Source organism: Halomonas sp. HL-93 (genome assembly GCF_900086985.1).
Taxonomy (GTDB): Bacteria; Pseudomonadota; Gammaproteobacteria; order Pseudomonadales; family Halomonadaceae; genus Vreelandella.
This window is the reverse complement of the sequence record NZ_LT593974.1, coordinates 3,083,432-3,104,144: the sequence shown is the minus strand read 5'-3', so window position 1 is coordinate 3,104,144 and position 20,713 is coordinate 3,083,432. Positions and strand designations below refer to the sequence as shown.

Annotated in this window: 22 protein-coding genes; 17 read left to right on the top strand and 5 right to left on the bottom strand. The window is 50.8% G+C overall.

Translation table 11 applies throughout. The features are described from left to right. Positions 1-19: 19 nt before the first annotated feature. The gene (gene xseA / locus GA0071314_RS14385) at positions 20-1,363 is read right to left on the bottom strand and encodes an exodeoxyribonuclease VII large subunit (RefSeq protein WP_074397286.1); all 1,344 of its coding nucleotides are present in this window, start codon (positions 1,361-1,363) and stop codon (positions 20-22) included. Between the two features lie 4 nt (positions 1,364-1,367). After that, on the bottom strand, positions 1,368-1,961 hold the full coding sequence (locus GA0071314_RS14380) for a DsbA family oxidoreductase (RefSeq protein ID WP_231896464.1): 594 nt from the start codon (positions 1,959-1,961) through the stop codon (positions 1,368-1,370). A gap of 170 nt (positions 1,962-2,131) precedes the next feature. On the opposite strand from GA0071314_RS14380, the gene guaB reads away from it, so the two are divergent. The 9 genes from guaB to GA0071314_RS14335 all read left to right on the top strand — a co-directional run bounded on the left by guaB (position 2,132) and on the right by GA0071314_RS14335 (position 12,045). Further along, on the top strand, positions 2,132-3,601 hold the full coding sequence (gene guaB, locus GA0071314_RS14375; protein ID WP_074397285.1) for an IMP dehydrogenase: 1,470 nt from the start codon (positions 2,132-2,134) through the stop codon (positions 3,599-3,601). 92 nt (positions 3,602-3,693) lie between these two features. Beyond that, complete coding sequence (gene guaA, locus GA0071314_RS14370) at positions 3,694-5,271, top strand: glutamine-hydrolyzing GMP synthase (protein WP_074397284.1); 1,578 nt, start codon at positions 3,694-3,696, stop codon at positions 5,269-5,271. A 586-nt stretch (positions 5,272-5,857) separates the two neighbouring features. Further along, a complete protein-coding gene (locus GA0071314_RS14365) occupies positions 5,858-6,895 on the top strand; it encodes a hypothetical protein (protein ID WP_074397283.1) in 1,038 nt (345 codons plus the stop codon). Further along, complete coding sequence (locus tag GA0071314_RS14360) at positions 6,888-7,976, top strand: DUF3696 domain-containing protein (RefSeq protein ID WP_074397282.1); 1,089 nt, start codon at positions 6,888-6,890, stop codon at positions 7,974-7,976. The genes GA0071314_RS14365 and GA0071314_RS14360 overlap by 8 nt, the downstream gene beginning before the upstream one ends. After that, positions 7,976-8,797 (top strand): hypothetical protein, encoded by an 822-nt coding sequence (locus GA0071314_RS19550; RefSeq protein WP_156524123.1) that lies wholly within the window; start codon positions 7,976-7,978, stop codon positions 8,795-8,797. The genes GA0071314_RS14360 and GA0071314_RS19550 overlap by 1 nt, the downstream gene beginning before the upstream one ends. 240 nt (positions 8,798-9,037) lie before the next feature. Further along, positions 9,038-9,250, top strand: coding sequence for a hypothetical protein (locus tag GA0071314_RS14355; RefSeq protein WP_074394876.1), 213 nt, complete (start codon positions 9,038-9,040; stop codon positions 9,248-9,250). After that, positions 9,247-9,603 (top strand): IS66 family insertion sequence element accessory protein TnpB, encoded by a 357-nt coding sequence (tnpB, locus tag GA0071314_RS14350; RefSeq protein ID WP_074394877.1) that lies wholly within the window; start codon positions 9,247-9,249, stop codon positions 9,601-9,603. Before GA0071314_RS14355 ends, tnpB begins: the two co-directional genes overlap by 4 nt. A gap of 46 nt (positions 9,604-9,649) precedes the next feature. Next, entirely contained in the window at positions 9,650-11,245 is a 1,596-nt protein-coding gene (gene tnpC, locus GA0071314_RS14345; RefSeq protein ID WP_074398367.1) for an IS66 family transposase, read from the top strand. Positions 11,246-11,595: 350 nt separating this feature from the next. Further along, positions 11,596-12,045 carry a selenium binding protein gene (locus tag GA0071314_RS14335; RefSeq protein WP_074397281.1) on the top strand — a complete coding sequence of 150 codons (450 nt, stop codon included), beginning with the start codon at positions 11,596-11,598 and terminating at the stop codon, positions 12,043-12,045. Positions 12,046-12,435: 390 nt separating this feature from the next. Here GA0071314_RS14335 and GA0071314_RS19545 read toward each other — a convergent pair whose 3' ends face one another. Together GA0071314_RS19545 and GA0071314_RS14330 are read right to left on the bottom strand one after the other, a co-directional pair. Next, positions 12,436-13,080, bottom strand: coding sequence for a hypothetical protein (locus GA0071314_RS19545; protein ID WP_156524122.1), 645 nt, complete (start codon positions 13,078-13,080; stop codon positions 12,436-12,438). A gap of 204 nt (positions 13,081-13,284) precedes the next feature. Next, positions 13,285-13,509, bottom strand: a complete 225-nt coding sequence (locus GA0071314_RS14330) for a hypothetical protein (protein ID WP_074397280.1) — start codon at positions 13,507-13,509, stop codon at positions 13,285-13,287. A 100-nt stretch (positions 13,510-13,609) separates the two neighbouring features. Here GA0071314_RS14330 and GA0071314_RS14325 point away from each other — a divergent pair, with 100 nt between their 5' ends. After that, positions 13,610-14,014, top strand: coding sequence for an NUDIX hydrolase (locus GA0071314_RS14325; protein ID WP_074397279.1), 405 nt, complete (start codon positions 13,610-13,612; stop codon positions 14,012-14,014). A 108-nt stretch (positions 14,015-14,122) separates the two neighbouring features. Here GA0071314_RS14325 and GA0071314_RS14320 read toward each other — a convergent pair whose 3' ends face one another. Continuing rightward, positions 14,123-14,962 (bottom strand): DMT family transporter, encoded by an 840-nt coding sequence (locus tag GA0071314_RS14320; protein ID WP_074397278.1) that lies wholly within the window; start codon positions 14,960-14,962, stop codon positions 14,123-14,125. 99 nt (positions 14,963-15,061) lie between these two features. Here GA0071314_RS14320 and GA0071314_RS14315 point away from each other — a divergent pair, with 99 nt between their 5' ends. The 7 genes from GA0071314_RS14315 to GA0071314_RS14290 all read left to right on the top strand — a co-directional run bounded on the left by GA0071314_RS14315 (position 15,062) and on the right by GA0071314_RS14290 (position 20,690). Beyond that, positions 15,062-15,994, top strand: coding sequence for a LysR family transcriptional regulator (locus GA0071314_RS14315; protein ID WP_231896463.1), 933 nt, complete (start codon positions 15,062-15,064; stop codon positions 15,992-15,994). 83 nt (positions 15,995-16,077) lie between these two features. Further along, complete coding sequence (locus tag GA0071314_RS14310; protein ID WP_082934266.1) at positions 16,078-16,323, top strand: nucleotidyl transferase AbiEii/AbiGii toxin family protein; 246 nt, start codon at positions 16,078-16,080, stop codon at positions 16,321-16,323. Positions 16,324-16,582: 259 nt separating this feature from the next. Further along, positions 16,583-17,593, top strand: coding sequence for a hypothetical protein (locus GA0071314_RS14305; protein WP_074397276.1), 1,011 nt, complete (start codon positions 16,583-16,585; stop codon positions 17,591-17,593). A gap of 350 nt (positions 17,594-17,943) precedes the next feature. Beyond that, on the top strand, positions 17,944-18,144 hold the full coding sequence (locus tag GA0071314_RS19995; protein WP_197668817.1) for an AbiEi antitoxin N-terminal domain-containing protein: 201 nt from the start codon (positions 17,944-17,946) through the stop codon (positions 18,142-18,144). Further along, positions 18,128-18,442 carry a type IV toxin-antitoxin system AbiEi family antitoxin domain-containing protein gene (locus GA0071314_RS19680; RefSeq protein ID WP_197668816.1) on the top strand — a complete coding sequence of 105 codons (315 nt, stop codon included), beginning with the start codon at positions 18,128-18,130 and terminating at the stop codon, positions 18,440-18,442. The genes GA0071314_RS19995 and GA0071314_RS19680 overlap by 17 nt, the downstream gene beginning before the upstream one ends. Positions 18,443-18,859: 417 nt before the next feature. Continuing rightward, positions 18,860-19,429 carry a TetR/AcrR family transcriptional regulator gene (locus GA0071314_RS14295; protein WP_074397275.1) on the top strand — a complete coding sequence of 190 codons (570 nt, stop codon included), beginning with the start codon at positions 18,860-18,862 and terminating at the stop codon, positions 19,427-19,429. 31 nt (positions 19,430-19,460) lie between these two features. Beyond that, the gene (locus GA0071314_RS14290) at positions 19,461-20,690 is read left to right on the top strand and encodes an SGNH/GDSL hydrolase family protein (protein WP_074397274.1); all 1,230 of its coding nucleotides are present in this window, start codon (positions 19,461-19,463) and stop codon (positions 20,688-20,690) included. The last annotated feature ends 23 nt before the right edge of the window (positions 20,691-20,713 follow it).

Here is a 20,713-nt window from a genome sequence, read left to right as displayed (position 1 = left end):
CAACCAAGCACTAGCGGCGCTACTTCCTGTAGCGCCGTTTTACTTCCACGCTTAGCCTGCCTTCGCCTAGCTGAAGCTTGAGCTTCTGGCCGGGTGCGGTGTCATCGGCGCGGCGCACCACCTGCCCCTGTTCATTCTGAGCGATGGCGTAACCGCGCCCCAGGACTGCCAGTGGGCTGACCGCATTAAGCTCGCGGGCGGCGCTGGTTAACCGCGCTTGGCGGGTTTCCAGCTGGCGCTGCATGGCAACGCCTAAGCGGCGGCGCAACAGGCTTGCCCGTTCTTGCTCCGCACGGTGCAGCTTGACCATATCCTGGCTGGCGAGGCGCTTGGTAAGCTGGGCGACCTGTGCCTTCTGCTGGGTCAGCTGTTGCTGCATGGCGCGGCTTAAGCGCTGGCTGAGCGTCGTTAAATGCTGGCGCTGACGGTTGAGCTGCTCGCCGGGGTGACGTAATTTGGCGCGCAGGGTATCCAGCCGTTGGCTATCGCGCTCCAGCCGCGCCTGCATGGCCCGCATAAGGCGGTTTTCATGATGCTCAAGCTGGCGCTTGAGGGTGTGTTGGTCTGGCACCAAGCGTTCGGCCGCGGCAGACGGCGTAGGCGCGCGCATATCCGCCGCGAAATCCGCCAGGGTAACATCCACCTCGTGGCCCACCGCCGACATCACCGGCAGCCGCGAATGAAAAATCGCCTGCGCTAAATGCTCGTTATTGAACGCCCATAAGTCTTCCAGGCTGCCGCCGCCGCGGGTAATCAGAATCACATCCCGCTCGGGGTCGAGCCGCGCTTGGCGGTTGAGCAGAGCCAGCGCCGATATCATTGCAGGCGCGGCTTCCGCTCCCTGGACCGGCACCGGTATCAACGTGACATCCGAAAGCGGCCAGCGCGCCGCCAGCACCGCCAGCACATCGCGAATCGCCGCGCCGGTGGCCGAGCTTAAAATCAACAGCTTGCGCGGTGGAAAGGGCAGGGTGCGCGCATTGGCAAACACGCCTTCAGCGTCGAGCTGCGCTTTTAAGCGCTCAAAGGCCGCCAGCAATTCGCCCAACCCCGCGGCCTGCACGGCATCGGCAATTAGCTGGTAGTCACCGCGGGGCTCGAACAGCGACACCCGCCCGCGCAGCTTGACCTGATCGCCATCGCGCATTGGCGCCGCCACAAAGCGTGCTCGCTGACGAAACAGCGCACAGCGAATCTGCGCGCGGTCATCTTTTAAGGTGAAGTAGATATGCCCCGACGCCGGGCGCGAGACGTTGGAAAGCTCCCCCTCCACCCATACCTCGCCCACATCGCGTTCCAGGGTTTGCTTGGCGCGCTGATTGAGTTGGCTAACGGAGAGTGCCTGAGGTGTAGTCGCAGCCATGGTGTTAGGCGCGCTCGGTGAGGAAGCGTCGCAGAGCCAGCGGGTCGGGTACGCCCTGAACCGTTTCACCGCCGATGATCAAGGTAGGCACCGATTGGATGTGCGCCTCTTCAACCGCGTGGCGCAGCGCCGCTTGATGCTGCTCGCGGTAGCGGCCATCGGCGAGGGCGTCGAGCACCGCCTGGTGCGCCAGCCCGACAGCTTCGCCAATGTCGGCCAGCACATTCGGGTCGCCGATATCGCGCTCCTGCTGGAAGAACGCTTTTAACGTGGCCATCGAATAGGCGTGGCCGGCACCCTGTTCTTCGGCCATGGCGAATACTTCAAAGGCCTTGTCGGTACGCGGCTGCGGGGAGATAGTGGGCAGCTTGATGGGCACGCCGAGCTTTTCCGCCATGGGGTAAACCGACTCGCGCCAAACGCGGGGCAGGTATGGATCTTCTACCTTTAAGGTAGGCACCGGGGCAGGGCGCAGCTCGAAGGGGCGCCAGCGAACCTCAACATCCAAGCCCTCGGTGGCCTGGGCAATCACCTCTTCCGCCAGCAGGCAGAAGGGGCAAACGTAGTCGCTATATACAATAATCTCTTGGCTCACCATCGACCCCTTTTCGTCTTACATTAACGCCGTATCAGCCTACCATTAAACGTCATTAGCCATTGGTATAAGCGTAATGGCGTCTCTACATTGCTGGGGCGGCCCTCTAACCGTTATAATGGGGGATTAACTTTTCACGCCCCGTCTTCCACTTCAAATTGGGTGTTGCCGCTATGCTACGTATGGCCCAAGAAGCACTTACGTTCGACGACGTACTCCTCCTGCCCGGCTTCTCCGACGTTCTCCCCAAGGATGTGAGCCTTAAAACCCGCCTGACTCGCCATCTCACCCTCAATATTCCGCTGGTTTCCGCTGCAATGGATACGGTAACCGAAGCGCGTCTGGCGATTGCGATGGCACAGGAAGGCGGCATTGGCATTATCCATAAAAGTATGGCGATGACCCAGCAAGCCGCTGAAGTGCGCAAGGTGAAAAAGCACGAAAGCGTGATTGTAAAAGACCCGGTCACCGTCAGCCCCAAAGCCAAGCTCGAAGACCTGTTGGCCATGGCGCGCGAATACGGTTTTTCTGGCTTCCCGGTGGTTGAAGGCGAAACCCTGGTGGGCATTGTGACCGAGCGCGATATGCGTTTCCAGCCCAACCACGGCGACAGCGTTGAAGCGATCATGACGCCCCGCGAGCGGCTGATTACCGTCAAGGAAGGCACCGATCTCGAAACCAGCAAAGCCAAAATGCGCGAACACCGCATCGAAAAAATGCTGATCGTTGACGACGCCTTCCACCTGCGTGGCTTGGTGACCTTCCAGGATATCGAAAAAGCCCGCACCTACCCGATGGCCGCCAAAGACAGCGACGGCCGCTTGCTAGTGGGTGCGGCGGTAGGCACCGGCCCGGAAACCCCGGACCGCGTCGCAGCCCTCGCCGAAGCCGGCGTGGATGTGATCATTGTGGATACCGCCCACGGCCACTCCCAAGGCGTGATTGAGCGCGTTCGCTGGATCAAAGAGCATTTCCCGGCCATTCAAGTGATTGGCGGTAACATCGCCACTGCCGCGGCCGCCAAAGCACTGGCCGACGCCGGTGCGGATGGCGTTAAAGTCGGCATTGGCCCGGGTTCTATCTGCACCACCCGCGTTGTTGCAGGTGTTGGCGTGCCGCAAATCACCGCGGTTTCCAATGTGGCGGAAGCACTGAAAGAGTTAGACGTACCGGTGATCGCCGACGGCGGCATCCGCTACTCCGGCGATTTGGCCAAAGCGATTGCGGCGGGCGCCAGTGCAGTGATGGTCGGTGGCCTGTTGGCCGGCACCGAAGAAGCCCCCGGCGAAGTCGAGCTTTATCAGGGCCGTACCTACAAAGCCTACCGCGGTATGGGCTCCATGGGGGCGATGTCGCAGAATCAAGGCAGCGCCGACCGCTACTTCCAGGATAAGAGCGAAGGCGCTGAAAAACTGGTGCCGGAAGGCATTGAAGGCCGCGTTCCTTATAAAGGCATGATGAGCGCTATCGTTCATCAGATGATGGGCGGCCTACGCGCCTCCATGGGCTACACCGGCTGCCGCGATATCCAGGAAATGCGTACCAAGCCCGAATTCGTCCAAATTACCGGCGCTGGCTTTAACGAGTCCCACGTCCACGACGTGCAGATCACCAAAGAAGCCCCCAATTACCGGGTGAGCTAACCAGCACGTTTAGATACATCGCGGCGGGCATTGCTCGCCGCTTGCTTTTTGGCCTTACCTGCGGCCCTGCACCGCTTAACCGAGACCCTGCCATGAGTGACATTCACGCCCATAAGATTCTGATTCTCGACTTTGGCTCCCAGTACACCCAACTGATCGCCCGCCGGGTGCGCGAGATCGGCGTTTATTCCGAAGTCCGCGCCTTCGATATCACCGAAGAAGAGATCCGTGAGTACAACCCCAACGGCATTATCCTTGCCGGTGGGCCGGAATCCGTGACCGAATTGGACTCACCGCGCGCACCTAAGTGCGCGTTTGAGATGGGCCTGCCGGTGTTGGGTATCTGCTACGGCATGCAGACCATGGCCGAGCAGCTGGGTGGCAGCGTGGCCGGTTCCAATCAGAGCGAGTTCGGCTACGCACAGATTCAAATCGACGCCGACAACGCGCTGTTCAACGGCATTAAAGACCACGTAGACGCCGCCACCGGCAAAGCGCTGCTGGACGTATGGATGAGCCACGGCGACAAGGTGGCCGAAGTGCCCGCCCAGTTCACCGTGACGGCCTCCACACCCAGCTGCCCGATTGCTGCCATGGCCTGGGAAGACAAGCAGTTCTACGGTGTGCAGTTCCACCCGGAAGTCACCCATACGCTGCAGGGCCAGCGCATTCTTGAGCACTTCGTGCTGGATATCTGTAAAGCCGAAAAACTCTGGACGCCCGCGCAAATCATCGAAGACCAGGTACAGCGTGTTCGCGAGCAGGTCGGCGACCGCCACGTACTGCTTGGCCTCTCCGGCGGCGTGGATTCGTCCGTCGTCGCCGCGCTGCTGCACAAAGCGATTGGCACCCAACTGACCTGCGTATTCGTCGATAACGGCCTGCTGCGCAAAGCGGAAGGCGACCAGGTAATGGAAACCTTCGCCAAGCACATGGGCGTGAAGGTCATTCGTGTGGACGCCGAAGACCTGTTCCTCGGTAAGCTGAAAGGCGAAAACGACCCGGAACTGAAGCGCAAGATCATCGGCAACACCTTTATCGACGTATTCGATGAAGAAGCTAGCAAAATTGAAGGCGTCGACTTCCTCGCCCAGGGCACCATCTACCCGGACGTGATCGAATCCGCGGCCTCCAAAACCGGCAAGGCCCACGTGATCAAATCTCACCACAACGTCGGCGGCCTGCCGGAAACCATGAAGCTCAAGCTGGTCGAGCCGCTGCGCGAACTGTTCAAGGACGAAGTCCGCAAACTCGGCCTGGAACTCGGCCTGCCCTACGACATGGTCTACCGCCACCCCTTCCCGGGGCCAGGCCTGGGCGTGCGTATTCTGGGTGAAGTCAAAAAAGAATACGCCGACATCCTCCGCGAAGCCGACGCCATCTTCATCGAAGAGCTGCGCAACTCCGGCTGGTACGAAAAAACCAGCCAGGCATTCGCCGTGTTCCTGCCGGTGAAATCCGTAGGCGTCGTCGGCGACGGCCGCCGTTACGAATGGGTCATCGCGCTACGCGCGGTAGAAACCATCGACTTCATGACCGCCCGCTGGGCCCACCTGCCCTATGAGCTGCTGGAGAAGGTCTCTAACCGTATTATCAATGAGTTGGCTGGGGTTTCGCGGGTGACTTATGATGTCTCCAGTAAGCCGCCTGCTACTATTGAGTGGGAGTGAGGGATAATCGTAAGTGACGTTTGCAAAAACCCGCTGGAAAAGGCGGGTTTTGAACCTTACTGAAAAAATCAATTAGCTCAGAAATTATCCCATTAAGGACTAGGAATGCAGTGCTCGCTAGTCACATACTGAGAGGCAGTGATATGATTATCCAAAGAGATCACCGAGATTATAGGTGTATGTTGTATACTTAATAGTGAGATGACTAGTTCTTTAGCTTGTTAGCAGCGGCCTGTCTAACACATATAGAACTATTACGATTACATAATGTAGAAGTTCTGAACGTGCTTTAAAAAACTTTAATAGGTGAGCGCGGTTTTCTTACATTCTGTTTGCTTAGCTTCCGAGCGGTGTTAAATGCCTTACGCCAGGAAATAAATTAGATGAAAAATGAAAAGGTAGAGCCTCTAACGAATAAAATCAACAGGCAGGTGTGCAATCTAAATGAGCATCGGCCCACATTAGCAAAATAATGAAAATTATTTAGCTTAATTCCATGCGTCTTAGGGCATAATTTACTGCATCTTCTATTGAGCTATTTTTGGTGTTTAATTTTCTGTCAACTAAGACAAAAAAGAGCCTAGTGATGAGATATAGTTCTTCTCGTATACAGCAAGAAACACGCTTGGTGTCTGTAGACTACCTTATTCATATGGTGGAGATAGGTCGGCTAAACCCTAAACCATATATTGAATCTTCTCATCAATTGTCCCGAATCAAGAAATCTAAAATTGTAGAATCTTTAATCTTAGGCTTGCCTATAGAAATGATTTGGGCTGAGCAAGATGCTCTGGGTAAAACTCAGTTATTATCCGGGTTCGAGGTATTATCTAATATACTGGCTTTTAGAAATGATCGCTTGCGTCTGAGTGGAATGAGGATTTTGAAACATCTTGAAGGTTTGCGTTTTTCGGAAGTTTATTATGCTGAGCAAAAGCATTTTATGCAAATGGAAATAGGTTTTAGTGTCATTCAATATGATTCAGACCCAATGTTGAAGTGTTTGTTTGTTGAAAGCATTAATAGAGATGAGTATGGTAGTAACGCCGCGCAATTAGCAAGAAATATTATTTTTAAGCGAGCTTCAAACGATTTAGATAAATATGTTGGAAGCGTCTTTGATAGATTTAAATCAAATAGAAATTCAAACAAAAGGCACTCGTTTAGTAATTATTTGAAACTTCAGGCTGAGGTTCTTTTTTGTTTGTTAATAATATATATGGTTCGGCAAAAAAAAGTGATTGATTATAATATGAGTCTGGAAAGTTATTCATATTCTCGCAGCCATATATCCAGTTACCCAAGCTATGAAAATATTGACATTAAACTAGAAGATAGTTTTGAAATTGCTATAAATAAACTAATGTTCATGCTGGAGTTTGATGATTACAGATTGAATGAAGAGATTAGTTTATTAAAAGAAATAGTGAATGATGTTTTTAATGTTTATTCTGTTGATGTTGATACCATAGGTAAGAACTTGTCTAAGAGCTATAGATATGAAAAATATAAACATAGTCTTTTAGATCTTGTGTGCAATTCATTTCTGAACGTTAATGTTTCTTTAAGAGTAAATGAGTCAACAACAATTGGCAGTTTAATGGAGCGGTTAGGAAATGATTAAAAAATTACATGTTAAAAATTTTAAATGCTTTAGTGAGCAATCTTTTCAATTGTCGCCTTTGACTATATTCTGCGGTTCTAACTCCGCAGGTAAATCAACAGCGATACAATCGATACTGAGTATAAAGCAAAACTTAGAACATATTTCTGAAGGTGTTTTTAGGCTAGATGGTGAGTTGTTCAGTTTTGGGAAAATAAAAGATTTGTTGACCCATAACCCAGTTGATAATGAAATAAAAGTTGAAATCAATGAGTTCAAAATTAAACTCTTTGCAAAACAGTTAGATGATAAAGAGTTTTTACTGCAATCTGATAGTGTGACTGGTCTTTCAGATATTGAAAATTTATTTTTAAATGATTTTGTTTATTTGTGCGCAGAAAGATTTGGGCCAAGATCTAGTTTTGAGTTGGGGCCTAAGAAAGATAGACTCGAAATTGGTATATTTGGTCAATTTTCTTTATCCTCTTACCATGATAATCAAGATAAACCAGCCAATAATCAAAAGTTTGCTAGAAATATATGTTCTCATTTAATTAACCCTGAAAAAAAGATAGATGAAGTAATATTTACAGATGCACTAGTTAGAGAGGCAATGCGGCGAGTATGCCCCGGTTTTTCAATGAAAGTTATAGAGGCGGATGAGATTGATAGAGTATACAATATGTATACCTCTGGCTCCGAAAGTATCAGACCAATAAATATTGGTTTTGGTGTGAGTTATGTTCTTCCCATTATTATCAGTGCTTCATTAATTAAACCAGGAGGCACTTTGATAATAGAGAATCCTGAAGTTCATTTACATCCTAGAGCACAATCTGATTTGATTAAAATTTTATGTGAACTGTCAAAGACTGGTGTTCAGGTTATTATAGAGACTCACAGCGATCATATTATTAACGGTGTAAGGGTGTTTGCGAAAGACAATATTTTTTCTGAAAGAGATAATATTGTTTATTCCGTTACAGAGAACTCAGGAAAAAGAAGTGTAAAAGAAATTCATATTGATTCAGATGGAAATCTCACTGCTTTAGATGATGGGTTCTTTGATCAAATTAATAAAGATTTGATGAGGCTGTTCTAATGGAAATATCTATTAACGACTTGTCTTTTAAAGGTCAATTTAAATCATTAGATGAGGCAAAATATTGTGTAAAAAAAATAGCGTTTGCTTCCTTAGCCTCTAAAAAACTAACCGGAAACGAACCGGTTCGAAGGACTAGACTACTTGCAAGTAGACCTTTTATCGGCGACAAGACAATTGATCAATTTAAAATAGAACTCCTTAAGTCAAAAAAACCAGAAGATCAGACTTTGTTAACGGTCTTGTTAACGAATGTTGTTCAAGGCCCATTTATAGACAATTCTGAGTTGAATGCAGATGTAAAGGAAATTCAAAGTGTTTGTAAAGAACCCGTTGACGGTAGTTCTCTACATTATTATTTGTCAAAAGAAAGAGAATCTATTCATGCTTTAATATCGGCAGAAAATTCTGGAGCATATAATTCTTCATATTTTGAAATTGAAGTTCCTGGCCTGAGAGTAGTTAAGGTTATAAATATTATCACTGATGCCTGTTGTGAAAATTATACCCGAAGATATGAGTCTAGCCCTAAACATAAAATTAAAAAAGATAAAGTGATAGCAGGAAAACTACATTCAAAAATGGATCTGAGTGATTCTGTAGCTCAAGACTGTTTGAATAATGGGTTTCAAGTTTTGCATAGTAAATATGTATACTTCTTTACTAATGAGCAATGGTATGAGTTTCCACAGCATGTGGATGGTCGCTATCATGGATACCCTATTGGCACGCCTGGGAATAATGTGTTTATCAATAGAATCAAAAGAGTATTTGGTGAGCCACCATATAAAGATACTGGCTATAAGTTCTGTGCTCTATAGTAGATTATACCATCCTTGTGTAAATTTTAATTAGCCTATTTTTGAAGTGACCCCCTCCAGAGCTGCACTATAGCCTGTGCAGCTCTGGAGGGGGTCACTTCAGACATCCTCCGTGACGCCATCTGCATCGAAGAACTACGCGCCTCCGGCTGGTACGAAAGTAAGCGCGCCATAAACCCCATCTACCCACATTAACGTTGTCTGATCACACTGATGGTCTCTTTTGCTTTGGAGATCATCATGAGCCGCGAACTCAATCCCACTCAAGCGTTTTGGTTAGGGCATCTGTCTTATGCTGCCGCGTTGCAGATGCCGTTAAGTGAATATGCCAACGCACAGGCAGTGACGTTAGCCGACCTGATGGCGTGGGAAAATCGGTTAATCGTGCAAGGCTTCCCCGTGCCACCGCGTTGTCGTCCCGCCCGGTTTGTCGCGGTGGAGGTGGTCGCATGATTCGTCCAGGCACTGACCTAAAGGTTTACCTGTGCCGAGAGCCCGTGGATATGCGTAAGCAAATCGATGGCTTGGCACTGCTGGTTCAGGAAGCCATGGCCTTGAACCCGTTCGATCAAGCGCTGTTCGTGTTCGGTAATCGCCAGCGGGATAAAGTGAAACTGCTGTTCTGGGAACGTAACGGTTTTGTGGTGTGGTACAAGCGCTTGGAGCGTGAGCGGTTTAAATGGCCAACGCACCTTAATGGCGAGACCGTGACGTTAACCGGCCAAGAGCTTAACTGGCTGCTGGATGGCTACGACCTGAAGGCCATGAAGCCTCACAAAGCGCTGTATTTTCAGCGAGTTGGCTAACAAAATCGCCTCCTATTTTGGTGGCGCTTTTGGTATACTACGCGGTATGAAAAACACGGCCTCTTCCTCGACGACGGTTACCCAGCTTGAGCGCAAGCTGGCCGCTGCTGACGCTGAAAATGCGCGGCTATTGGCGTTGATGGAAAAAAAGGAAGCGCAGTGGGAAGCCACCAAACAGTCGCTATTTGAACAGTTCCGGCTTGCCCTGGAGCGTCAGTTCGGCCCTTCCACCGAGAAGTACCGTGTCGACCAGCAAGATCTGCTTATCAATGAAGCGGAAGTGTCGGTTGACGAGGAAGACAACGATGCTGCACCGGAGTGCGACGCCACCGCTGATGACGCGACGATCGACACTGCCACGCCTGCTAAGCGTCGTACACGCGGCGGGCGTATTGCGCTACCGCCAGAGCTACCGCGTGTCGAGATCGTCCATGAACTGCCCGACGATGCTCGCCACTGCCACGATGACGGCACCGCGCTAAAGGTGATCGGTGAGGAGGTCAGCGAGGAGTTGCATGTGGTGCCCGCGCGGATCGAGGTGATCCGCCATGTGCGACACAAATATGCCTGCCCGACGTGCGAAGAGGGCGTCAACACAGCCCCAGCACCCGCCAAACTGTTGCCCAAGAGTAATGCCAGCGCCACGCTGCTCGCCTATATCGCGACGGCTAAATACCAGGACGCGCTACCGCTTTATCGGCAAAGCCAGATCTTTGCCCGCCATGGCGCCGAGATCCCCCGCAATACCCTGGCACGCTGGATGGTGCAGGCGGGAGAACGGATCACCCCGTTGATCGACACGTTGCGCCATCACCTCTTAAACGCCCCGCTGATCCACATGGATGAGACGACGCTCCAGGTGAATCAAGAAGCGGATCGTGCCGCCAGTGCCACCTCGTATATGTGGGTGCAGCGCGGTGGTCCGCCGGGACAACAAGTCGTTCTGTTCGACTACGCCGCCAGCCGCGCCGGACGGGTGCCCGTTGACCTGCTGGGCGACTATGCGGGGCGCTTAATCACCGATGGCTATGAAGGCTACGCCGAGATCGTGCGTCGCAATGGGATCACCCATGCGGGCTGCTGGGCGCATGCCCGGCGCAAGTTCATCGAGGCCCAGAAGGTGCAGCCCAAAGGCAAAACTGGCAAAGCCGACTGGGCGCTGAACCAGATCCGTAAGCTGTACGGCGTGGAAAAACAGGCGAAGGCCCTTGAGCCTGAGACGCGTCACGCGCTGCGTGACCAGAAGAGCCGCCCACTGATCGATCAACTGCGCACCTGGCTCGACAAGTCACTGGCCCAGGTGTTGCCCAAAAGCGCGCTGGGGAAAGCCCTACACTATCTAGATAACCAGTGGCCTCGCCTGACCCGGTTCCTGGACGATGGCCTGATCCCGTTCGACAACAATCCGGCAGAGAACGCTATCCGCCCGTTCGTGGTGGGGCGTAAAAACTGGCTGTTCAGCCACACCCCGAGCGGTGCTCACGCCAGCGCGGCGATCTACAGCCTGATCGAAACCGCCAAAGCCAATGGCCTCTCGCCTTACGACTACTTGCAGTACGTCTTTGCGACACTGCCCGCCCTCGACGATGATGAGCTCCACACGCTGCTGCCCTGGCAGTGGAAAGAGACATTGCCGGTCTAAGCGACGCGTGAATAGATGGGGTTAGTGGAGCGCTTACGTACGAAAAACTAGCCAAGCCTTTGCGGTCTTCCTGCCGGTGAAATTCGTTGGAGTAGTAGGCGACGGCCTCCACTACGAATGGGTAGGTGTGTTAGGTATTTAAATCTATAAAAACCTGCTTAACGCGGGGGCTTTATTGTAATTTTGTATAGTGTTTGATATTATTAAGTAATATTTAATTAAACTGTCGTTATTAACATGATAAGAATTACATATCCTGTAGCAGTGAATATTTTCTAAATTTTATTCTGTGGTTATTTTTTTTGTGAATAGTATGAAATTCCTATTTGTGTTAAAAGGGTGCTATAAAAATGTATGAAACATACAGTCGACAGTCTCTGCCATCTAAAAAATATAGAGAGCTATTAGGGAGTGCTGTTTGCGTTTTTAATTCTAATAATAGTTTTATAATTGAAAATATACTTAAAAATGATGCCTCAGGTGTATATAGTTGGTATAATTTGATAGACTGCACGTCTGGTGAGCTTTCCAAACCTATAAAAGATACCATCACAAAAAAATCAAATACCAAAATTGCCAATAATTTCAGTAATATCATACAAACAAGAAATAGAATAATGCATAGCTTTCAGGTTACGGCACCTGAAGGCAGCAGTATGTCTGACGATAAAGATAATCAAATCTTGGCCACAAAGTATAAAAACGGGAAGCAAGAGTATATAACGGAAGAGTTTCTTCTTAAGTTTATTCGAGATAACAACGAATTAAGCAGTCAGCTTCATTCTTTCAGAGGTTATTAAGATTAAAGATATTTTTTGTAAAGAGGCTATATGCTCAGTTAAGGCGACAGTTGTGCCACACCGAGAGTGTTCTCATGTATGCAAGTTTTATTTGAGGTCATTGGCTATCGTCCGTTTGGGCGAGTTGAAATATATGCGCACTCTACGCAGCTAACACCGCGTGCTATTTCGGATGCTAAGTAGACCAAATGCTCATCTAGTCATTTTTCACTGTATTGCCAGATACCAACTTTCGATGATCGTTCTGACTTTGCAATCGATTTAAGTAGTTGTAGCCATAAAGTAATTTATTTTAGAGCTGCAAAGGCTATAGTCAGCTCTAAAGGGTGGGCATAAAATTACATAATTTTTGAAAAATTAGGCCATAGTTTAAAAAATGATAGCTTACTTTTAACACTTTGTTGGTAAAAGGCTTGGTTTATGTTTTTTTATTATCATTTTTATATGATCAAGTCTCTGAAGTCTCAAGCATTGCTGCATTGTTTCGTAACATAACCATGCGGGTACTAAACTTGCTAAGGTGAGTACAATTGCAGTCGGTAAGGGTATTAATCCTATATTTTGAATGGGTAAAGAACCAAAAAACATTACTGCTGCTAAAACATAAAAAGCAAACGAAATCCACCGCCATTTAGTTGAAGTCTTTTTATCTGGAAAATAAGTCCAAAACCTTCTTTTTATTTTCCCTTCTTCGTATATTATTTCTCCCTTTAGTTTTGTTAAAGTCTCTAATGTTTTTATTGTGCTATCGGATTTAAATGCTAAGTCTATCAGACGGCTATGAATGTAATATCCGCAGTAGATGTTAGTAAAATACTCTAATTTTGCTTTTGTTAAGCCATTGCTGGAGTTTTTCTTATATTCATCGTAGGCTAAACATATTTTTTCGAAAATATCTAAATTATGTTTTTGCTTTTTATATTTCCAATCAGGAATTTGGTGTAAAAGGATTCTAGTCCAAGCAAATAAAGCGGCAGCAATGCCACCAATAGCAGTAGATATGAAGGTGATTGGTGTTAATGGCTCATCAGGCATATAAAGATCTCCAAGGTTTTCTTATATTTAATTTAAATTGACTTTTTTGTCAATTTTTTAATAATAGACTTTCTAGAGGAACAACCGGATGAAATCGCCGCTAAAATGATCAAGTTTTTTAGGGCTGAATAGCATGTCTACTGTGCACCTATCGAGTTCTGCGTGGATGCAATGGCCGACTGACGGTGCAATTCTTTTGCAGCTTTAAATACGCCGTTGCCGTAACACCATCACCCCCGCTATTGAAATCATGCCCATACCCAGCCAAGCCATGGCATCGGGCACTTCACTGAATAGCAGGTAGCTCCAAAGGCTGGCAAAGATGAGGTAGGCGTAATCAAAGATGCCGATCAACGCCGAAGGGGCAATTTGATAGGCCCTTGCCACCCTGGTATTCACAATGATCAGCTGTGGGGCGTAGGCGCCCACGATCAATATCGCTTTGGTTGTCAACCGGCGAACAGGAAAGGCGCGCGTTCGACGGACATTGCTTAAGAGCCAACTTTTCGTACAAAACCTAGGGAGATTTATGATGCATAATCTCGGGGCATTCGCAGTCATTCTGGACGATGCATCAAGGGTTTTGCTTTGTCATCGAACAGATTTTGATGCATGGAATTTACCTGGCGGAAAAGTTGAACGCCTGGAAGCGCCGTGGAAAGCCGCACAGCGTGAAGTTCTGGAAGAAGTTGGCCTTGTTGTGAGAGTCGACTACCTTGTCGGTGTTTATTCTGTGCCCGAGCAGGAAACCGTGGCGTTTGCTTTTCTATGCACTCGAACGGGCGGCGCTATTCGCCTTAGCGATGAAGCCGACGATATTCGGTGTTTCCACAGATGCGACCTTCCCCCCAACACACTGCCTCGTCATGTTGAACGCATTGAAGACTCGTTCAACGTAGGTGGCGGCGCGTCGTTGCGTGTACAAGTCCAATAAGCGCTTGCAGCGGTGGCCCGTGCGCTACGTGCTCGCGCCAAGCCAATCGATATCTAGACTTCTTGGGTTAATAGCTTGGCTATTCGCTACTTCTCCCGTTGCGGTTGTTTAATCACTGCCCGCCACAATCAACACCATCGCCAAAATTGAAAGCGCCACGCCTGCCATACCGGCGCCGCTAACCCTTTCCCTACGCACCAACGAGCCAAACACGACCGGTATCAGCGGGTACATCGACACAATCACGATGCTGATGATGGCAAGTTGTCCTTCCCGTGATAGCGCATACAGCGTGAGCCCCAGTGCACTGATGCCGCCCGCTGTGGTTGCCAGCAGTGGGAAGCGCTTTCTTACTGGGTGTGCGTGTTGATAAAAGGGCAGACAACATACGCCGCCGCTGAGCATGCAGAGGGCGATGCCATAGATAGCGCTTCGCTCAGGCACTTGGCCAAGGAAGTGAAGCTGCAAGGCAAATCCTAAGCCTGCGCCTAAACCCAATAGCAGGCCCGTTTTGGTGCCGCTATTCATCCGCATTTTGCTCGGTTTGCCCCCGCCCGCGGTTAACCATATGGCGGGTAGGGCAATCATCACGCCTAGCCATACCCACGCGTTGGGTCGCTCGCCCAGGAAAATCAGCGAGAGTCCAAGGGCGATGGTCACCATCGCGACAGCGCTAACAGGCACCACGATGGCGAAGGGCGCCCCCGATAACCCTTGGTAAAGCAGCCATCCTCCAAGGGCGGAGCCGATGCCCGCCAGCGCGCCCCATATCCACACGTTTGGCTCCCAGTTGGAAAAGAGCAGTGCGCCTGCAAAACCGACAAGCGCGCCGCCCAGATGGGTATAAAACGCAATGTTGAGCGGTGGGTAAAAACGGGCGAGCAAACCATTGATAAAGTGCGTACTGCCGAGCAGTACCATGGCGCTTAACGCAAGGGCGATAGACATGCGGGCTCCGGGTCACGATGATAAGGGAAGGGCCAGCATAGAAGCCGCTTACATGCCGCTGGAAACTCGATTAGGTCATGGTCGCCATGAGGAGTTGTGATGATCAGAGGGGCGGATATCTCCATTGCCCAACTTCGCGCGCTGATGGCCGTGGCGGAAGAACAGTCTTATACCCGTGCGGCGGAGCGCCTTGGCGTTAGCCAGTCGGGTGTGAGTCACTCCATGCAGGCGCTGGAGAAGCTGGCGGGCGGCCCGCTGATCATAAAAAGCCCAGAAGGGCTGGTGCCCACCGCGTTAGGAGAGTTAGTGCTTACTAGCGCCAGGAAGGTTGTGGGTGAGCTTCAGGTATTAAGCCAGCAGGTGGGGCAGTTTCATAATGAGGCGGATGAATCACTGAAAATAGGCGTTATTCCCAGCGCCTTATCTGGCTGGTTGTCGCTCCAGCTTGCGAACTTTGCAAGCCGCTACCCGGACGCCATCAGTCTTGTACTGGAGGGCATGGAAGAAGAGATAAAGGAGTGGGTGGAAAGCGGCGTGATCAATATGGGCGTCACAACCGATGTCACCCAGTTGAACCCAACCTATTGGCGTGAGCACTTTGATTGGCAGCTATTAAAGAAGGACGAGATTGTTGCCGTGCTGCCCGCAAGCCATCCACTCAGCAAACAAGCCAGCGTGACGGTGGCGGAACTGTCGGAGCACCCGCTTGTTATGTCGTCAGGCGGTTGTGAGGCGCTGATCCAGCAGATATTTGCTCACTCGTTGGAGGAGGTCGATACCTTCCAGGTGGATTTCTGGGTACGCGATACGCGAACGTTATTGCAGATGGTCGCTGGAGATGTGGGCGTGAGCCTGGTGCCCACATTGGCGTTAAATAATAAGCCGACGGCCAACGTGGTGACGTTGCCGTTATCCCCCCGACGTTACCGGAACCTGATTGCCTTCTGGCCTAAAAAGCAGCCGTTGAATCAGGTAGGCCGACATGTGCTGAGTGAGATGACTCAGCATACCGATACTCGGCTCATGATTTGATTTGATTTGATTTGATTTGATTTGTTTGATTTGGCTAGCGGTAGCAGTAGGCCTACCCAACTGGCTCAGCAAGCTGCCACTAAATGCGCCCACCAAGCCCCGATCTTCTTGCTTGCATGGGCGGTGCTGAGATCAAGGTCGAAACCTCGCCGGTTACACACGGCATCTTGCACGATCCTGAAACGCTTACCGTCTTCGAAGCCGTTGAAGATGAGTTCGGCTATGCAGACATGCAGATCGTCTCTTTCGAAGACCTGTTCGGCGGCAAGTTGCACACAGCCGTGGATCGCCAGCATCCGCGCGATCTTTGTCTGTGGTGGAGCGTCTAGGTGATATGGGTAGAGCAGACGAATTCCACACCCAATGTCGAAGCGCTTAATAAATGCATAAAGCGTCATTGTATTTAAATAATTATAATTAGGCTACAAAGGATAGTAGCGACAAAGTATTATTGGGGAGGGCGTGGTCGAGGTTTTAAAGTTTGGAAAATTTTTTAAACTCGGTTTAACGACTGTTGGTCACTATCAGTTTTGCTGTTCAACAACTGTACGCCCACCTCTAATGTCACTGTAATTCCAAGGGAATGATATGTTTCACATCTTGAAAGAACTTTACTGGTTCCGCTCTATAAACGAGCCGCGCCTGGACCGGCACCGCTACTGGCTGGCTGCCTACCTGTTATTGAGCATACAGGTAGGTAATGCTCTTCTTTGGCGTCAAGAATATTTCTTATGGGACATGACGCCACGCTACTTTTCTGACGTTGATTTTTGGACTAGCTATTTCACCCCGTACGTATCCATTGATCTCGCGTTGATCGTTCTGCACATCATCGTGGGTATCAATGCCTTCGGCCGAGGCTGGGGTAGTCTCGCCGGGATCGGCACCTACTCATTGGGGGCTATTGCCAAAATGATCCATTGGGTGGCAACGAATGGTATGGAGGAGCAGTTGGGGTATCCGCTACTATCGATAGTGGTGTTGGCAACAATAGGCATCGTGGCACTGTTCATGGGGTTCACGTTACGTTCTCTTCGCGATGATGAACCGTCACATGCGCTCATGCGCCAGCGGCCGGACATGCCTGCGGAGAAGCAACTGGACTGCCTGGCTTTCTTGCGCCGTTACCTGTTAGCCCACTTGGTGATCGGCGTGATGGGCGTCGCAATTAGCGGCATCACGGTTTGGCGTCTCAATAACCTATATGGTACGTACTACTACGGGGCAGGCAATTCAATATTACAGATCGGTGGCTTTTGTCTGCTGCTACTGGGTGTCCTGGGAGGCATCTGGATCCTCACGCTAGTCGCCAAGCGATTGAACAGTTTTACCGATGCTACGGCGGCAATTTTATGCTGGGGTATAGGCCTGATAGTCGTCATCGAAGGCGGTACGCTCTGGCTGGCAATAAACGAGTTTTATGATAATAAGTGGCTGTTTCTACTGGCCAAAACAATCGGGCTCAGCCTATTGCCTATCAGCATTGGCGCTCAGATTTATTTGTTAACCAAGCCTTCGAAACAGCTTTCCTCCGCAGAGGTGGCAATGGCAGAGCCGTCAACGCAGGCACCCGTCACTTCACCGCAGTTCGATACCTAACGCCATAATCAAGCAACCAAGCCCAGCTTAACAAACGCATCGAGCATGGCTGCTGATCATCAGAATGGCCGTTAGCCAATGAAAGGGCAGTCCAAGTGACTGCCCTTTTTGCGTCTATGTGCAGAGGATGGCAGACATTCCTTTGAATTCCGTGGGTAAGCAACTCTTGAGTGAGTGTTGAAAACGCCCCTTTTTACGCAGGCGTAATATCGTGGGTTCAGGATATAGCTAATAGGCTCACCTATAGTGATCAAACAGTCCTTTAGGTAAACCTTGCGTTCACAGGACAGAGTTTTTTAAAGCCGCATTATGTTCACTATGAGTGAGCAAAATCATCAAAATTAAACCACTTGCTAGCCAGCCTAGGAGACTCTGATTTAGTCTCCAGCCGCTGGCTGCAGGCGCATGGCTATTCGAGAAGCCTTGTGGCGCGCTATGTCGCCAGCGGTTGGCTGGTATCTCCGGCTCGGTGGAGCTGCCACGGTAACGATTTACGGGTCTACTCGACCGCCTGGTTGGCTTGGTCAGTTGTCTATGTCTGGTCGATTTGAGTTCTGCGGCAAGCCCCCGTTTGACTGGCCGGTACCTGATTTCACTGCGGATACGCTTATGCAGAGTTTGGCAACACTGGGCCCAAGGCGCGTGACGGCGCTGCTGCGCCATTGCAGCAGCATCAAGGCTAAGCGACTGTTTCTCGACTTGGCGAATCGGCACCAGCATGCATGGCTAAATCGAATCTCGTTAGATGGGGTGCTCGGCAGCGGTAAACGCGTTCTGGTGCCCGGTGGTCGTCTACACCCGACTTATCAGATCACGTTACCGAGGGACTTGGATGAGCACTTGGGATAAACGCTATACCGCAAGCGTTTCGAGGATAAGCGTCGGGCAGAGTAGGCTGCAATTAGAGCAAGTGTAGACGCGGCTTTGCTCGGATTAGTTAGAATGAGAGAGTCTTTATTTTAATAGAGTAGGTAGGCGATCCCAGTCATTAATACACTCCATTGAGCTGTCAGCATCTGGTATTGCAAAAGTATTACCCGCTTGCCTTCTGACCTAAGCGGCAGCCCTTGAACCTGCACAATCTTCCCGATCCCGGTCATATCGCTCCACGGCAGGGAAGGGTGGCAACCAATGTTCACGTCGAATATTCCGAAGCTCATAAGGCATGGGTGTCTCCGGAGCCTTTCGCTAGAAGCTATAAGTATTAATTGAAAACCTAATGGCTATAGGATATCCTGCACGCCGGTTGATTCAGGAGACGGTGTTATGGCCGGTCGCGCAGGTTTAACAGCATTCAAGTTGACTCAGGCCGGTGCCGAAATGGCCGATGATCTGGGTTTTGAGCAGGTCACACTGTCGGCGCTCGCCCGTCGGTTTGACGTCAAAGTCGCCAGTCTTTATTCCCACCTAAAAAACTCTGAAGACCTGAAAGTCCGCTTGGCGCTATTGGCGCTTGATGAGCTAGCCGACCGCGCTAGCGAAGCCATTGCCGGCCGCTCCGGTAAAAATGCGTTGATCGCGCTCGCCAACGCTTATCGCGATTATGCTCAGGCGCATCCGGGACGTTTTGTCGCCGCTCGTTATCCACTGAGCGATGCCGTGGCCGCCAGCAGTTCTGGGGTTAAGTTGTCGCGCATGCTGGGTGCCGTGTTACAAGCCTATGGTCTGAGCGATAACGAACAGACTCACGCCATCCGCTTTCTGGGCAGTGTTTTCCTGGGTTACACCACACTCGAATCGGCCGGTGGTTTTGCACACACCGCAGTCGAGGCGCAGATCTCCTGGGAACGCACTCTGGACGCGCTCGACCAAGCGTTACGACATTGGCCGGTCTGATTTCATGTTCCAGTTTCGCTTTGGAGCCAAGATGACAACGTCTTCTGCCGATTGGGTTACCCCCATGCAATCCGCCTTTATCAAAGGCGCCGCCGATATTGAATATCGCGGTGAGGCTTTGGTGCCGCATCGCTTGCCGAACTGGGCGCGTGATTATTATTCAGACCCGGGCCTTGCCATGGCCGAGTCCATGCCAGCCGGTGTGCGTCTTACCCTGCGCACCCGAGCCAGGTGGATAGAGCTGAATACCCGGGTCACCCGTTTTGGTTATGTCGGCATGCCGCGCCGACCCGAGGGGCAGTTTGAGCTGTGCGTCGACGGTCAATGCTATTCTCTGGCGACACCGAAGAGCGCCACGGAAATCAGTTTTGATCTAAGCAGCGGCAAGACTCACCAGCAAAGCGGCGACATCAACAGTTTGCGTTTTGATGGTTTGCCCGAGGGCGACAAAAAGGTCGACATCTGGCTGCCGTACAACGAAACCGTTGAACTGTTCGACCTGCGCAGCGATGCTGAATTGCTGACCGATGCCGAATCGGACCAACCCATCTGGTTACATTACGGCAGCTCTATCAGCCAGGGTTCCAATGCCGCCAGTGCCGCGGGCATCTGGCCGGCGCAGGTGGCGATGCAGACGGGGCTCGATTTGGTCAATCTCGGTTTCAGCGGCAGTGCATTACTGGATCCCTTTATCGCTCGGGTAATTGCCCAGAGCGAAGCCGACCTGATCAGTTTGAAGCTGGGTATCAACTTGGTGAACAGCGATGTGATGCGGGCGCGTGCCTTTGGACCGGCGGTGCTGGGATTCCTCGATGTGATCCGTGACCGGCAACCGTATACGCCGCTGTTGGTGATATCACCGCTGTATTGCCCGATTCACGAAACCACACCGGGGCCGGGCGCATTCGACGCCCAGGCGTTGGCGCAGGGCCAGATTCGCTTTCAGGCGACAGGTAACGATGAGGATAGCGCGACCGGCAAGCTGACCTTGCAATCGATCCGTACTCAGTTGGCTGGGTTGATCCACCGACGGATGAGCACCGACAAACAGCTGTTTTATCTTGACGGTTGCGAGCTTTATGGTCCGGATGATCATCAGCGCTGGCCGCTGCCGGATGCGTTGCACCCTGGCCCGGAAGCGCACCAGTTGATAGGGCAGCGTTTTGTCGAGCGAGCACCGGAGACCGGTTGGGCGCGATCGACGCTCGGTTCGCTCTGGCCAAGCCAGGCAAACAGCAGGCAAACAGGACATGCACGATAAGACGCTATCAAGCTTACTGGAAC